This is a genomic window from Corynebacterium sp. ACRPO, assembly GCF_022347205.1.
Lineage (GTDB): Bacteria > Actinomycetota > Actinomycetes > Mycobacteriales > Mycobacteriaceae > Corynebacterium.
The window spans coordinates 48,226-63,421 of sequence record NZ_JAKRNE010000001.1; the positions used below are offsets into that span (position 1 = coordinate 48,226).

The following is a 15,196-nucleotide window of genomic DNA, read 5'->3' on the forward strand; positions in this document are numbered from 1 at the left end:
CATGGCACTGGAAAGAATGACCGCTTTTGTCCACGGGAACGTCCAAGGCGTGGGCTTTCGTTGGTGGACGCGCTCCCGTGCCTTGGAGCTCGGTTTGAGCGGGCATGCCACCAATCTGAGAGATGGCCGGGTGCAGGTGGTAGCAGAAGGCCCGCGGGAGAAGTGCGAAGAATTGCTGGGACTCCTCAATGAGCAGCCGAGCACGACCCGCCGCCCGGGAACGGTGGATCTGGTTGTCGAACAGTGGGCTGCCCCTAAGGGCGAATCTGGTTTCATCGAACGTTAACTCGCAGCACAAGCCCACTCGAGCGAACCCCGAGGCTCGGCTGGGCAGCTGCGTTCAAGGCTTGCTAAACTTACCCAAATGCACCTGAAATCGCTGACGCTGAAAGGCTTCAAATCATTCGCGTCGGCGACGTCTCTGAAATTTGAGCCAGGAATTTGCGCCGTCGTCGGGCCAAATGGCTCCGGCAAGTCCAATGTGGTGGACGCCCTGGCCTGGGTTATGGGTGAGGGAAGCGCCAAGACGCTGCGCGGCGGAAAGATGCAGGACGTCATCTTCGCCGGCGCCGGCGACCGCAAGGCTTTGGGGCGCGCCGAAGTCACCCTCACCATCGATAATGCGGACGGTGCGCTGCCAATCGAATACTCGGAAGTATCGGTCACCCGCCGCATGTTCCGCGATGGCGCCAGCGAATACGAAATCAATGGCTCCAAAGCGCGCCTGATGGATATTCAGGAGCTGCTTTCTGATTCCGGTATTGGCCGCGAGATGCACATTATCGTCGGCCAGGGCAAGCTTTCTGAGATCCTAGAATCGCGGCCCGAGGATCGGCGCTCGTATATCGAAGAGGCCGCGGGTGTGCTTAAGCACCGCCGCCGCAAGGAAAAAGCGCAGCGCAAGCTCACCGGCATGCAGGCCAATTTGGATCGCCTGCAGGACCTTACTGATGAGTTGGGCAAGCAGCTCAAGCCTTTGGCTCGCCAGGCTGAGGCCGCGCAGCGCGCCGCCACTGTGCAGGCTGATTTGCGTGATGCCCGCCTGCGGCTGGCTGGTGATAGGGTGGTGCGCCTGCGCAGCAAGTTTCAGGAGGCCGAGCGCGCGGCCGAGGTTTTGGCCGAGCAGGTTGAAGAAGTTACCGCGCAGCTGGAAGAAGCAACGGCTTCTCAGTTAGAAGTGGAAGCCCAGCTGGAAGAGGTAAACCCCAAGGCGGAGTCGGCTCAAAAGCTGTGGTTCGACCTGTCCACGCTGTCCGAGCGCATTTCCGCGACCCAGCGCATCGCGGAGGAACGAGCGGCCAATGCCGGCGCGCAAGTGGCCTATTCCGGCCAGGATCCGGATGACCTAGAGGCAAGGGCTGCCCGCGCGGACGAAGAACATGCAGAGCTTCTCGCCGCAGCGGAGGAAGCTGCGGAGCGCTTGGAAGCGATTCGTGAAGAGGTAGCAGAGCGCCGTGAGGCATTCGAGGCCGCTGAGCGCGAGCACATGGCTCAGCTGCGTGCCATTGCGGATAGGCGCGAGGGTGTCGTCCGCCTCATCGCCGCAGAGGAAAAGGCGGCAGGCCAGGTTACTTCGGCAGAAGAGGAGCTGGCGCGCCAAGAGGAAACCCTGACTTCTACCAAGCAGCGCACCCAAGCTGCCCAGGCGGAGGCCGATGAGGTAGCGGATAAGTTGCAGTCTTTGGCCGGCGAGCGTGAGCCGCTGGAGGAAGCCCATGTGCGGGCGGCCAGTGAATCGGGTGCGGCCGATAAGCGTTTGGAGCAGCTCCGCGATGAGCAGCGCGAGCGTGAGCGCGCTGTCTATACCTTGCGTTCCCGCATCGATACCTTGGCTCAGACTGCGCCGGAAAAGATTGAGGTAGGCGAGCATTTCCAACCGTTGGCCGATTTCATTACCACCAAGTACGAGACCGCGGTAGCAGCCGCGTTGGGTGCTTTTGCAGAGGCCCAGGCCGGCGAGATCTCTGCCCAGCTGATTGCGGACTTAGAAAAGGGCACGCGCTCCGCGCTTATCGACGTCTCCGCGGCTGCCCCCGCCACTTCCTGGCGCGTGGATGCGACTTTGCCCGCAGGAACCTCGTGGTTGCTCGACCACATTGTGGTGGTCCCGGAAGTTTCCGCAGCGCTGCACCGCCTCCTTGCGGATGTCGTGCTCGTCTCCGATGTCGCGGAGGCGAAAAAGTTGGTGGCCGAGGACCCCCGCCTGCGTGCGGTCACCGAATCCGGCGTGGTGTTGGGTGAAGGTTGGGTAGAAGTAGGCACCGGTGCCTCATCCACCGTCGAGGTTTCCGCCCGCATCGCGGAGGCAGAGGAGCAGTTGGAATCTGCCACGCAGGAGCTGGAAGAACTCTCCGGCACGCTTGAGGGCGCGAAGATCGCGGCGGAGGATGCCCGGGTGACTGCAGCCTCGGCGAAGGCTGCCTTGCGCGAGCATGATACTGAAGTTGATGCGTGGAAACGCGATCACCAGCGCCTTCTCAAGCAGTACGAGGCCAATAAGAACGAGCACGAGAAGGCCGCGGCGCGGGCGACCGAGATCGAGGTCAAGCTCACCGAGGCCCGCACGCAGCTTGCCGACGCCCGCGATAGGCTCGCCCGCGTCGATGCGGACGAGCAGCCCGACGAGCCATCTTCGGCAGAGCGCGACGAGGCCTCCGCAGCATTAGAGCAGGTCAAGTCCATGGAAATGGAGGCGCAGGTGGCGGCCCGCTCGGCCCAAGACCACGTGGGTCAGGTAGCGGGGAAGGGGGAGGCGTTGCGTCGCCAAGCGCAGCATGAACGCCAAGCCAAGGCCCGCCATGAGCAAGCCATGGCGCGGCGCAAGGCCCAGGGAGATTTGGCCGGTGCGGTAGCCAAGCATTCACGCGATCTGGCCGCGCGCGCCACGCAGCTGCTTGAGCGCGCTACCTCTGAGCGCGATGACTACTTTGCGCAGCGCACCTCCCTCAACTCGCAGCTGCAGCAGGTCAAGCAACACGTCTCGGCCGCGCGGCAGCAGCTGGACCGGCTGACCAACCGCGCCCATGACTCGGAAATTGCTCGCTCCCAGGCGCAGGTGCGTGTGGACGAAGCAGAAGCCAAGATTGTGGAACAGCTGGGCATTGCGATTTCGGATCTCCTGCAGGACTACACTCCAGGCGAAGATTTCGACCGCGGGGCGGAAAACGCGCGCTTGAAGCAAGCAGAAAAGGACCTCAATTCACTAGGCAAGGTCAATCCGCTCGCACTGGAGGAATACAAGGCTTTGGAGGAGCGCTATTCCTTCCTTTCCACCCAGTTGGAGGATGTCATTCAAGCCCGCAAGGATCTTGCGGGCGTTATCGAGGATGTAGACGCGCAGATCTTGCAACTGTTTACCGATGCATGGCACGACGTCGAAGCAGAATTTCCCAAGGTTTTCCAGACCCTTTTCCCCGGTGGCGAGGGGCGCCTTATCCTCACAGAGCCGGACGATATGCTCACCACCGGCATCGAGGTGGAAGCGCGACCACCGGGCAAGAAGGTCAAGCGACTCTCCTTGCTATCTGGTGGCGAGAAGTCGCTTACTGCGCTTGCGATGCTGGTAGCTATCTTCCGCGCCCGCCCCAGCCCGTTCTATGTCATGGACGAGGTTGAGGCAGCGCTTGATGACGTCAACCTGCGCCGCCTCATTGCCCTCTTTGAGGAGCTGCGTAAAGACTCGCAGCTCATCGTGATTACGCACCAAAAGCCGACGATGGATGTCGCCAACGTCCTCTATGGCGTAACCATGCGCGGCGATGGTGTTACTCGCGTAATTTCGCAGCGCATGAATCCCGCAGGCAGCGCCCCTGGAACGGAGCAAGCCAGCGAGGATGCCACTCGTTTGGGCGTAGATGCTCCTCGCGGTGACGAGGTGGGGAAGTAGCCTGGGTTCGTCGACTTCCCGCAGGACGCCTTCCGCTATAGGAGGGGGTTTGGCGTGCCGCGAGCTGAGAAGACTGGCACTATAGAGGCATGAATTCTTTATGGTTATGGATCGGCATTGCGATCGTCGTGATCGTGCTGATTATTCTTCTCGTGGTAATCGGCAAAAAGCGCGGCGACGCCAAGAAGGTGTCCTTTGATAAGCCCGCTGAGGAAGAACCGAAGCAGCTGACCCAGGAGCAAAAGTCCGGCAACTATCAAGCTAAGTCCGGCTTTAACTTCGCTCCTGCCGGCGGCGCTAAGGAAGCGCAGAAAGCCCCGGTTCAGGCGGATAAACCCGCTGCGAACAAGCCAGCCCCAGAAAAGCAGGCTCAGCCGCAGCAGGCCGCTAAGGCAGAGCCGAATGCTACCGACATCGCCAACGAGCAGCTCAGCGGCAAGACCCCACAGTCGAAGGAAAAGCCGCAGGCGCAGGCTAAACCGCAAGCGCAGGCTGATAAGCCACAGCCTGCCCAGCCCACGACTGATGCCGCGGCAAACAAGCCCGTGGCCGACAAGCCTTTGGCAGACAAGCCTGTGGCAGAGGAACCAGAAACTAAGCCGGCACCACAGCAGGGGAAGCCGGCGAAGACCGACAAACCGGCAGAGCCTTCTAAGCAGGCCCAGGCCCAAGCGCCAGCGGAGGAGAAGAAGCAAGCGGCAGAATCTTCCGCTGATAAGGCAGACAAAACACAGTCCAAGGGAACTGGCGCTGCCGCCGCGGCAGCGACTGCTGGCGCGGCTGGATTAGCGGGCGCGGCAACTGCGGCGTCGGAAAGCGAAGAATCGCACGCGGACCGTGCCCCAGAAAAGGCTGAGCAGCCAGAAGCTGCACCCAAGGCAGAAGAGCCAGAAGACGTCGTCTCCGTGGAAAATGCTGAGGTAGAAGAGGAGTCCCCAGTCTTCGACGAGGTTGTTGAAGACAATGATGCCGAAGACATCGAGGAGCGGGTGGACGACCGCGAGGAAGCCGAAGAAGCCGCAGCCGCTGCCGAGGCGCAAACCGGTGCAGCTGAAGCTGCCAAGGAACAGACCGAGGCTCCAGAGGGAGAACCTGCTCCAGCGCCAGCTCCGCAGGATAATATTGCACCCGCCGGTGGGCGTCTTGGCCGTTTGCGTGGGCGCCTTTCGCGCTCGCAAAATGCCATCGGCCAGGGGCTCATGGGAATTTTGTCCGCAGGCGATCTGGATGAAGACGCCTGGGAGGAAGTCGAAGACACGCTCATCATGGCGGATTTGGGTACCAAGTCCACGATGAAGGTGACCGATTCCCTGCGCGAGAAGATCGCTGAGCGCGGCGTTTCCAGCGAGGATGAGGCACGTGCCATGCTGCGCGAATGCCTGATTGAAGCTGGCCACCCAGAGATGGATCGCTCCATTAAGGCCATGCCGAATGAGGGCAAGCCAGCAATCGTAATGGTCGTCGGTGTCAATGGCACCGGCAAGACCACAACCACCGGCAAGCTTGCTCGCGTGCTGGTAGCCATGGGCCACAAGGTCCTTTTGGGCGCGGCCGATACTTTCCGAGCTGCGGCCGCTGATCAGCTTGAGACGTGGGGCCGCCGCGTTGGCGCCGATACCGTGCGCGGCAAGGAAGGCGCAGACCCCGCATCGGTAGCCTTCGATGCGGTAGCAACCGGCGTGGAACAGCAAGTAGATGTGGTCTTGGTCGACACCGCAGGCCGCCTCCATACCTCCACGGACTTGATGGACCAGCTAGGCAAGGTCAAGCGCGTGGTAGAAAAGAAGACCGATGTGGACGAGGTCCTGCTGGTATTGGATGCCACGGTGGGGCAAAATGGCCTTACGCAGGCACGAATCTTCCGCGAGGTAGTAGATATCACCGGTGTGGTTCTCACCAAGCTGGACGGCACCGCCAAGGGCGGAATCGTCTTCCAGGTACAAGAAGAATTGGGTGTTCCAGTCAAGCTTGTGGGCTTGGGCGAAGGCGCCGATGATCTCGCACCATTCGAGGTTGAAGGCTTCGTCGACGCCCTGTTGGGTGAGAAGTAGTAGCTAACCTTGAAACTCCCCCCTGCATACCGGGTGCCACGTACGTGCGCCACGGTGTGCTGGGGGGCTTGTCGTTTTCATAGTCTCGGTGCAGCGTGCAGCAGTCTCGGGAATTCTTTTCGCTTTCATCTCTCCGTCTTTTCACAGACTATGCAAAAAGCGTATGCAATTGGCGCGGGAATAAGTCCTGCTGAGCGTCTGTGAATTCTCTGCTTGTGAGCGTAATTGTGGCGGTTGTGCTTGCCTTTTATGAAGCGTAGGGGAGTGCTGCAATGTGGTTTGACCTTGGCGGGAATGGTAGCCTGAAAGGGCTGTATTTAATGCGAGATTCGCATTAAACCTAGATCAAGGTTCGTGAGGCAAGTATTTCGTGACGCTACTTTATGCAGTCCTCCTCGCGGCGCTGGCAGTGATCTTGGCACCGGTAACCGTAAAGGTTATTGACCGAAAGGCAGGCTATCCACTAGCTGGCCTTTTTCTTATTGCAGCGGTCCTTATCGCCAAGGAATTTCCTGCCATTGCAGCCGGGGAGGAATTAAGTTTCCACGCCACTTGGGTGCGTGATTTCATCGCACCAGGCGTCGACGTAAGTTTTGCTCTCCGCGGGGACGCGTTGAGCATCTTCTTCGCTATGTTGGCGCTGGTCATTGGCGCCGTCGTTTTCACGTATTCGGCGGCCTATCTGCCCAAGAATGAGGGCAACACCAGCTTTTATACCTTGATGACAGCGTTCACGCTGTCCATCTTGTTGCTGGTTCTGGCCAACGACGTTGTGGTTTTGTTCCTTGCCTGGGAGCTAGTCTCCTTGGCTTCGTTTATGTTGATCGCTCGCTCCGGTTCCGGCGGCGAGGCTGGTTCGCAGCGGACACTGATCCTGACCTTCATTGGCGGATTGACCCTGCTGACCGGCTTGGGTATTGCCGCGACGGTGACCGGATCGACTACCGTTTCTGATATCTTGGCGTCCCCTGTATGGACGGAACGCCCAGGGATAACGGCAGCCGTAGCAGTGTTGATTGCGGTGTCCGCCTTTACTAAGGCGGCACAGTTCCCATTCCATTTCTGGTTGCCAGAGGCTATGGCCGCCGCCACCCCGGTATCGGCCTTCCTTCACGCAGCAGCAGTGGTCAAGGCCGGTGTGTACCTGCTTATTCGTTTTTCCACCATCTTCCACGATGTGGCGGTGTGGAATTGGTTGCTCATCGTCGTAGGCATGGGCACCGCGGTGATGTCCGCGGTATTTGCAGTGCAGAAGACGGATTTGAAGAAGCTTACGGCCTATTCCACCGTCTCCCATCTGGGTTGGATCGTTGCCACCATCGGTGTGGGCACCCCGTTCGCTATCGCCGCCGCGTTGGTCCATACTCTGGCCCACGCGCTGTTTAAGTCCTCGCTGTTTATGCTCATTGGCGTTATCGACCACGAGGCTGGGTCGCGCGATATTCGCCGCCTTGGACCACTGTGGAATAAGATGCCGTGGACTTTTGGTTCCGTAGTAATTGGTGCAGCCTCGATGGCTGCGGTGCCACCGCTTCTGGGCTTTGTGTCCAAGGAAGGAATGCTCACCGCGTTTGAGGACGCCCCGATTGGCGGCGCGGGCCAGGTAATCCTACTCATCGTTGCTGGTATCGGTGCCTTCTTTACCTTTACTTACTCCGCAAAGATTGTCTTCGGCGCCTTCTTCGATGGACCTCGCGACATGGGAGATGTCCATGAAGCCCCAGTGTCGCTGTGGCTGCCCGCAGCTTTGCCGGGCTTTATGTCTCTGCCGCTGGTATTTGTGCTCGGGCTCTTTGATGCCCCGATCGATGATGCAGTGGCTGCCGTGGGATTGGAGCATCATTCGCACCTTGCCCTCTGGCACGGGCTCAACGTTCCTTTCCTTATCTCGCTAGTAGTCCTCATCCTCGGTATTGCCGGTATCTTTGCCCGCAAGAAGATGTGGGCAAGCTTTGAAGCTCACGAGTTCATGCCGCGCAGCGGCAATGATTTGCTGTATTCCTTGATGAAGGGCTGCTCCCAGTTGGGGCGCGTTCTGGGCAAGATGTCCGACTCGCATAATCCATCCCGCCACATGCTGCCGATTGTCATTTTGATCATCGTGCTGGCTGCTACCACTCTCATCCGCGATGGCGTTGACGGGGTAGCACTGCAGCCACGGGTGGATGGTCTGGATAACCCATGGGACCTGCTGCCACTGGGCATCATCGCCCTAGCGATGTTTGGGCTGGTGCGCACCCAGAACCGCTTGACCGGTGCCATCATGATTGGCATTGCCGGCTCGGGCGTGACGCTGCAGATGTTCCTGCTAGGCGCACCTGACGTGGCCCTCACTCAGTTTATGGTGGAAGCCCTGTCTGTCATCGTCATGATGATGGTGCTGCGCTACCTGCCAGAAACCTTCCATCCGGTGAAGAACAAATCCCGCAAGACCGGCTCCATCGTCATTGCGGTCTTGGCCGGTGTGGCTGCGTTCCTGGGCGTGTGGGGACTCATGGGCCGCCACGAGCGCTCCGATTTGGCCATATGGTACCTGGACAATGCTCCGGATATCACCGGCGGCGACAATGTTGTCGCTACGATTATCGTGGAATTCCGTGCACTCGATACCTTGGGCGAGCTTTCCGTTCTGGGTATGGCTGCGGTGGTTATTGCAGCCATCACTACGACGTTGCCGCGATTCCCGTTCAAGTCGGGTACACGCCCAGCACCGTTTGGCCAGTCCCAGCTGAACTCCGTGCCATTGCGCAAGGGCGTGCACGTTGTCATCCCGCTGTTGGTCATTATGTCCGTCATCGTTTTCTTCCGCGGGCACAATGCCTCCGGCGGCGGCTTCCCCGCGGCGCTGATCATGGGTGCAGCAATCGGGCTTATCTATCTGTCCCGTGGCTCTGATGAAATTGTTTTCGGCCGCATGACTCCGATTCGCCTGACCGGTATCGGCATCATCACCGCCTTGATCGCCGGCTTTGTAGGCTACTTGCACCACGGCATTGGCAATGGTGGCTTCCTGGCTGCAATCCATGCCGAAGCCTTTGGCCAACACTGGACCACCTCTCTCATCTTCGACTTGGGCATCTACTTAGCGGTGCTGGGTATGTTGACTATGGCGATTAACGCATTGGGCGGCTACCTGCGCCCAGGAACGGAGCGTGAATTCTTGCCATGGGTTCATGATGATGATTCCGCGCTGCCGACGACTCCACGCATTTCGCTTGAAGACGTCGACGATCCGTACCCAGACCCGATCAACCCTTCGACCGATCCGTTGGCCTTGCTGACGCCTTCGGAAGCAAAGACGAAGAGGAAGAATAAGCGCTCCGCTGCTATCCGGGGAGGGGAGAAGTAATGATCCTTGCATTGACTATTGCTTTGCTCATCGGCAGTGCTGTCTATCTCATCCAGCAGCGCGGCCTGGTACGCATCGTGTTGGGCATGATGGCCTTTGGCCACGGTGCCAACCTGATGCTGCTGGCTACGGGCGTGTATTCCTACCGCGGAGAGTCCTTCCCATCCCAGGTTCCGCACGATCAGATGGCCGACCCGCTGCCGCAGGCCTTCGTGCTGACCGCCGTTGTTATTTCCATGGCAACCTCGACCATCTTGTTGACGATGGCGGCCATGGGCAAGAACGACGACACCGACGTGGTGGAGCCGGTTGATGACAACACCATCGACCATGCCTTTTCGACCTTGGGTCGAGACGCCCAAAATCGCCAAATTTTGGAAGAGTCCACCAATCAGCTGGACCGAATTGGTCAGGTGGACCACAACACTCCCGTTGCAGAACGCGGGGCAACTCAACAGAAGGAGGATGACAAATAATGGCTGATGCTGTAGCTCAACTCCTTCCGCTATTTCCAGCGGTCCCGCTGATTGCAGCGGCCTTCGCACTGCTGGCACCGTGGCGTGCGGTACGCGATTCCATCATGCTTATCATCCCGGGTGTTGGAATTTTCGCCGGCCTGGGCCTGCTCATCTACACCATGAACAATGGGGTAGTAGCCCACACCGTTGGCCTCTACCAAGGCAATGTGGGTATCCCGTTTGCGGCGGATGCCTTCTCCGCGTTGATGATCATTACTACGATGATCGTCGCTTTTGGTGCCAACTGGTTTGCCATTGTGGGCGGGGAGACAAAGTCTCGCTACTATCCTTCGCTCACCCTGATTTTGATCACCGGTGTGTGCGGTGCATTGCTCACCGCCGACCTCTTTAACTTCTTCGTCTTTATTGAGGTCATGCTTCTGCCGTCCTATGGCCTTATCACCATGTCTGGTACGTGGTCGCGCTTGGCAGCCGGCCGTGCCTTCGTCTTGGTTAACCTTTTCGCCTCCACCTTGTTGGTTGTTGGCGTAGGTTATATGTATTCGGTTACCGGTGCGGTCAACCTAGGCGCGCTGAAGGGCGCAGCGGCAGGCAATGGGCCGGTGACCGTGGCAGCAGGCTTGATCCTCATTGCGATTACCGCCAAGGCCGGCGTGTTCCCCGTGCAGTCGTGGCTGCCACGCACCTACCCGGGAACCTCCGCCGCGGTGATGGGCCTGTTTTCCGGCTTACACACCAAAGTGGCTGTCTACATGCTCTACCGCCTCTACGTGCAGCTATTCGATCTGGAACAGCGCTGGAATGTGATGATCATTGTCATCATGATTATCTCCATGATGATCGGTGCCTTCGGCGGCCTAGCGGAAAATTCCATCCGCCGCGTCCTCGGCTACCAGATGCTCAACGGCATGCCTTTCATTTTGGTCATGCTTGCGTTTACCTCTGATGACCCTCGTCGCGCCCTGGCAGCTGGCATCATGTACACGATTCACCACATGGTGACCGTTGGCTCGCTGATTTTGGCCTCTGGTGCCATTGAGGAGACCTACGGCACAGGCTTGCTCAGCAAGCTTTCCGGCCTTGCTCGCCGCGACCCCATCATCGCGTGGATTTTCGCTGCCGGTGCATTCTCCGTCGTGGGCTTCCCACCGTTCTCGGGCATGTGGGGCAAGCTGATGATTGTCTTCGAGATTGCCCGCGTGGGCGGTGCTTGGGCCTGGATTGCCATCGCGGCCATCATCATCGCTTCCTTCGCTGCCTTCTTGGCTATGCTGCGCGTGTGGCGCAAGGTCTTTTGGGGCAAGGGCCTGCCGGAGGACAAGGTCCCGGATGAATTGGTCATTCGCAAAAAGCTCATGGCCCCATCCGCGGCTCTCATCCTTGGTTCGCTGTGCATGTTCATTTTCTCCGGCATCGTCCTCGATGTTGTGGATGCCGCAGCGGAGCAGCTGCTGGACACTAACGCATATACTGAAACCGTCTTGGGCGACGAGCCGATTGCCGTTCCCAATATCGATGAAATCCAGGAGGGCCGTTAAATGAACGCAATTGTGTATGCATTGTGGCTCATCAAGGAGATTTTCGTCGCCGGCATTAGCTTGGCATTGGCGGCTTTCAAACCCGATACCGAATACAACCCGGTTATCATTCGCTACCCACTGCGCGTGACTAGCGCCTGGGAGATCTTCTGGTTTACGTCTTCCATTACCGCAACCCCGGGCACGCTCTCGCTCGGTTTGCGCGAACCGCCCCGCAAGGGGCTGCCGCGCATCGTGCTGGTACAGGCCGTCCAAGGATCCGATCCAGCGGGAATCGTCGCTGATCTGGCTGATATGGAACAGCGCCTCGCCCCGCGGGTTAAGGACATCGACTACGGCGTCCCGGGTCAAGGGGAGACTACAGAATTGGATGAGGCGTTCTACGAGTACCCGCTCGAGTCCGTGGGACGCTATATGCGCTCGCCTGACTTGGCACGGGCGGAGGACACTCCGCTTTCAGAAAGCGAAGCGGACGTCGAAAAGCCAAAGCGCCGCGCCCGCAACGTACAACGCAGAAAGGAGACCGAGCGATGATTGACTTTGCCACATTGTCCCCGTTCGGCTGGGTCGTATTTGTATGCGTATTCATCATGGGCATCGCCACGTGGTGCGGCGTGCTGCTGGGGCTTCGTACGCGCGATGAGCTCACCCGCGCCATTACGTCGGACATCGTTTTTTACGGCATGATCTGCATGTATTTAGCCTGGTCGATGACCAATAATGCCCCGATGGCGTATTACATTGCACTCCTCGCAGCCATTGCGGCAGGTGTGCTACCGACGCTATCGATGGCCCGCATTATTTCGAAGGGCAGGCGATAAACCATGGCCATTTCTGAAATTATCGCTTCGGTCCTGCTTATCATCGCTACCCTCTTGGTGGTCGCAACGGTGGTGTCTTTGTGGCGAGCGCCCGATGCCTTGACCCGTGCCAACCTGCTAGGCCCCACTGTGGGACTTGCGGTACCGCTGATCATCGTGGCTAAGCTAGTAGTGGACTTTGGCCGTGATGGCTTTTCGCTGTGGCTGCTCATCCAGGCACTGATCGCCTGCTTCGGTGTATGGATCATCGGCTCAGTAGGTTCCTTTTATCTGGGCCGTTCCATCTATGGCGTAACCGTCACCGACGTCAAGCACGCCAAGCACAACAATAAAGAAGTTCAGACCGTGCAAGCAGAGGAAGACGATATCTAGTCTTTTCCAGCTCCTTCTGGCGGCGAGCCTTTTCTGCTCCTGCGCGTAGCTGCGGGGGAGGAGAGGAGCTCGTCGCTTTTCGGTTGCACAGTGGGTCTTCTGAACCCACCAGCGCCCTAGATTCGCAATGTGGAAAAAGTTGCACAGCAATTGCCGTGCTCGGGCTAGAATGGGTGCACATTATTCGGTGCCTCTAGACCCGCCCCGAAGAGATAGCAAGGAGTAACAATGAAACTCATCACGGCCATCGTTAAGCCCTTCACCCTGCCGGAAATCCGCCAGGCTTTGGAGCAGCAGGAAGTTCGCGGCCTCACTGTTACAGAAAGCCAGGGCTTCGGGCAGCAACGTGGGCACAGCGAGGTATACCGAGGGGCAGAATACGCCACTGACTTTGTGCCTAAGGTCAAGCTGGAAGTTGTTGCGGCGGATGACCACGTCGAAGACATCATTAACGCCATTGTGGATGCTGCCTACACGGGCAAGATCGGCGACGGCAAGCTGTGGGTAACACCAGTTGAAGATGCTATTCGCGTGCGCACTGGCGAGCGCGGCGAGGCGGCACTCTAAGCCCGCATGCATACCGCCGCACAGATTCGCGCCGAGGCCCATGCCTCGGCGCTTCGTGTATTGCGCAGTCTCGAGCTTCCACCTGGAACCGCGCTCGCTGCCACCGGATCCTTTGCGCGCAATGAGATGACCCCGCACTCGGATATTGATGTCATCCTCATCTATCCGGAAGGTCACGAGCCAGATCCGGCCCTGGTGGAGCAGCTGTGGTACCCCGTGTGGGATGCCAAGTACCGCCTGGATTATGCCCTGCGCACCCCACAAGAGTGCGGGGCGATTGCTGCCGAAGATGCCTCGGCCGGCTTTGCCCAGTTGGATTTGGCCTTTGTAGCAGGGCGCAAGGTTCTGGTGGATGAGGCGCGGGCGCAATTGCTCGCGGCGTGGCGGCGCCAGCTGCAACGCGGCTTTGATGATTTCTTGGATACCGCGATTACTCGGTGGAAGCGCTCGGGCGCGGTGGCAGCGATGACGAACCCAGACCTGAAGAACGGGCGCGGAGGACTGCGCGATATTCAGCTCTTGCGCGCGATGGCTTTGGGCAACCTGTGCGACTTTCCAGATTTAGACATTGAGCAGCGGCTGCTTCTCGACGCCCGCACGCTCCTGCACGTCACAGCTCGGCGCCACCGGGATATCTTGGATCCCGAGTTCGCCGCGGATGTCGCTGCGGATCTGGGGTTTGAAAGCCGTTATGCCCTGACAGCAGCTTTGGTCAGCGCTGCGGCCACGGTCAATAAGGCGGTGGAGCGCGGCCTTGCTACCGCCCGTGGGGTGCTAGGCCGTAATGCTTCAGTGACCGGCCGGGGCCGGCGCCGTCCGCTCGATGTGGACGTGGTGTCCGAGGGCGGCAACATTTTCCTTTCGCGCAATCCAAATGTGGAAGACCCGTGGCTGCTCACCCGCGTGGCAGCTGCCGCGGCGCGCACGGGATATATCATCGCCGAGACCACCTGGCACCAGCTCCAAGACTTGCCTGAGCTGCCGCCACGCTGGCCGCGGGCAGCGGTGGATGACTTCTTCGCTATTTTGTCCTCCCCGCGATGCACGCCGCGCGTCATACAGGACTTGGACCGCTATGGCCTGTGGGAACGTTTAGTCCCAGAATGGGGGCATGTGCGCGGCTTGTTGCCCCGCGAGCGCAGCCACGTCAATGCAGTGGACCATCATCTCATCGCAACGGTAACGCGGTGCGCGCAGATGCGTACGTCAGTGGCTCGTCCGGACTTATTGCTGTTGGCCGCGCTTTACCATGACATAGGCAAGGGCTACGGGCGCCCCCACGCCCAAGTCGGTGCGGAGATGATTACCCGCCAGGCAGCCCGTATGCGGCTGAGCGTCGCCGATAGGTCGCGCGCCCAAACCCTGGTGGCAGAACATACCACCTTGGCGCGGTTAGCAGCGACGATGGACCCAGCTTCCGATGCCGCTCGCGACGCCCTCTTGGCTGCCGCGCATTATGATCAGCTGACTATATCCCTGTTAGCGGTGTTGGCTGAGGCGGATGCCCAATCGACTGGGCCGGGCGTGTGGACACCGCGGGTGGAGCAAGCACAGAAGCTGATCGTCGCGCGGGCACTTGAGGCGCTCAAACCACGTGTTCTCGACCGCCCTGCTGTGCATGTACCGCTATCTAGCGAAGGCGTTGCGCTCAAAGTGGATTGGGAAGACCAAGAAGTTAGTGTGTCGTGGTGTGGTTCCTCGCAAGAAGAGTTAAAGCGCATCTTTGCCTTGTTATCGGCTCTGGGGTGGACCATCGTGCGGGCGAATATCGTTCGCGAGGAGGACGGTGCCTATAAGGCGGAGTTTTTCATCCGCACGGTGCAGCAGACCCTAAAGGAAGCAGCGCAGGAGATAAGGTTTATCCAGTCCTATAACTCACGAACTTATACGGAGCTGCCGGCCATTACTGGAGAGGTGACCACTGCGGCATTCGATGTGGGTGGCATTTTGGTCATCCGGACGGTCGAGCGCATCGGCGCTTTAGGGCACTTGGTTGAGGCATTGCCGGACTTTGTGTGGCTGCGCCATGAGATTTTGGGCGCGACGATGATTGTCAATGTGTACCTCGCCGGGCAGGTTTCTCGCGCTACCGTGGTGGGGAATGTGACCAGGGCCCTGGCTAGGGACTAAGAT

Annotated in this window: 11 protein-coding genes; all 11 read left to right on the top strand. The window is 59.3% G+C overall.

The window, feature by feature from the left end; translation table 11 throughout:
* Position 1: 1 nt before the first annotated feature.
* The 11 genes from MHY22_RS00250 (at position 2) to MHY22_RS00300 (ending at position 15,193) form a co-directional block, all read left to right on the top strand.
* Positions 2-286 carry an acylphosphatase gene (locus tag MHY22_RS00250; RefSeq protein ID WP_239277411.1) on the top strand — a complete coding sequence of 95 codons (285 nt, stop codon included), beginning with the start codon at positions 2-4 and terminating at the stop codon, positions 284-286.
* Between the two features lie 78 nt (positions 287-364).
* Complete coding sequence (gene smc / locus MHY22_RS00255) at positions 365-3,886, top strand: chromosome segregation protein SMC (RefSeq protein ID WP_239277412.1); 3,522 nt, start codon at positions 365-367, stop codon at positions 3,884-3,886.
* 89 nt (positions 3,887-3,975) lie between these two features.
* The gene (gene ftsY, locus MHY22_RS00260) at positions 3,976-5,937 is read left to right on the top strand and encodes a signal recognition particle-docking protein FtsY (RefSeq protein WP_239277414.1); all 1,962 of its coding nucleotides are present in this window, start codon (positions 3,976-3,978) and stop codon (positions 5,935-5,937) included.
* A 370-nt stretch (positions 5,938-6,307) separates the two neighbouring features.
* Positions 6,308-9,286 (top strand): DUF4040 family protein, encoded by a 2,979-nt coding sequence (locus tag MHY22_RS00265; RefSeq protein WP_239277415.1) that lies wholly within the window; start codon positions 6,308-6,310, stop codon positions 9,284-9,286.
* A complete protein-coding gene (locus MHY22_RS00270) occupies positions 9,286-9,762 on the top strand; it encodes a sodium:proton antiporter (protein ID WP_005325274.1) in 477 nt (158 codons plus the stop codon). Before MHY22_RS00265 ends, MHY22_RS00270 begins: the two co-directional genes overlap by 1 nt.
* On the top strand, positions 9,762-11,303 hold the full coding sequence (locus MHY22_RS00275; protein WP_239277416.1) for a monovalent cation/H+ antiporter subunit D family protein: 1,542 nt from the start codon (positions 9,762-9,764) through the stop codon (positions 11,301-11,303). The genes MHY22_RS00270 and MHY22_RS00275 overlap by 1 nt, the downstream gene beginning before the upstream one ends.
* Positions 11,304-11,837 (top strand): monovalent cation/H+ antiporter subunit E, encoded by a 534-nt coding sequence (locus MHY22_RS00280; RefSeq protein WP_239277418.1) that lies wholly within the window; start codon positions 11,304-11,306, stop codon positions 11,835-11,837.
* Positions 11,834-12,124: a cation:proton antiporter gene (locus MHY22_RS00285; RefSeq protein WP_239277420.1), complete on the top strand. Its 291-nt coding sequence runs from the start codon at positions 11,834-11,836 to the stop codon at positions 12,122-12,124. The genes MHY22_RS00280 and MHY22_RS00285 overlap by 4 nt, the downstream gene beginning before the upstream one ends.
* A gap of 3 nt (positions 12,125-12,127) precedes the next feature.
* Entirely contained in the window at positions 12,128-12,496 is a 369-nt protein-coding gene (locus MHY22_RS00290) for a Na+/H+ antiporter subunit G (protein ID WP_239277421.1), read from the top strand.
* A 228-nt stretch (positions 12,497-12,724) separates the two neighbouring features.
* Positions 12,725-13,063, top strand: a complete 339-nt coding sequence (locus tag MHY22_RS00295) for a P-II family nitrogen regulator (protein ID WP_005325265.1) — start codon at positions 12,725-12,727, stop codon at positions 13,061-13,063.
* A gap of 6 nt (positions 13,064-13,069) precedes the next feature.
* Positions 13,070-15,193, top strand: a complete 2,124-nt coding sequence (locus tag MHY22_RS00300; RefSeq protein WP_239277422.1) for a [protein-PII] uridylyltransferase — start codon at positions 13,070-13,072, stop codon at positions 15,191-15,193.
* Positions 15,194-15,196 lie beyond the last annotated feature (3 nt).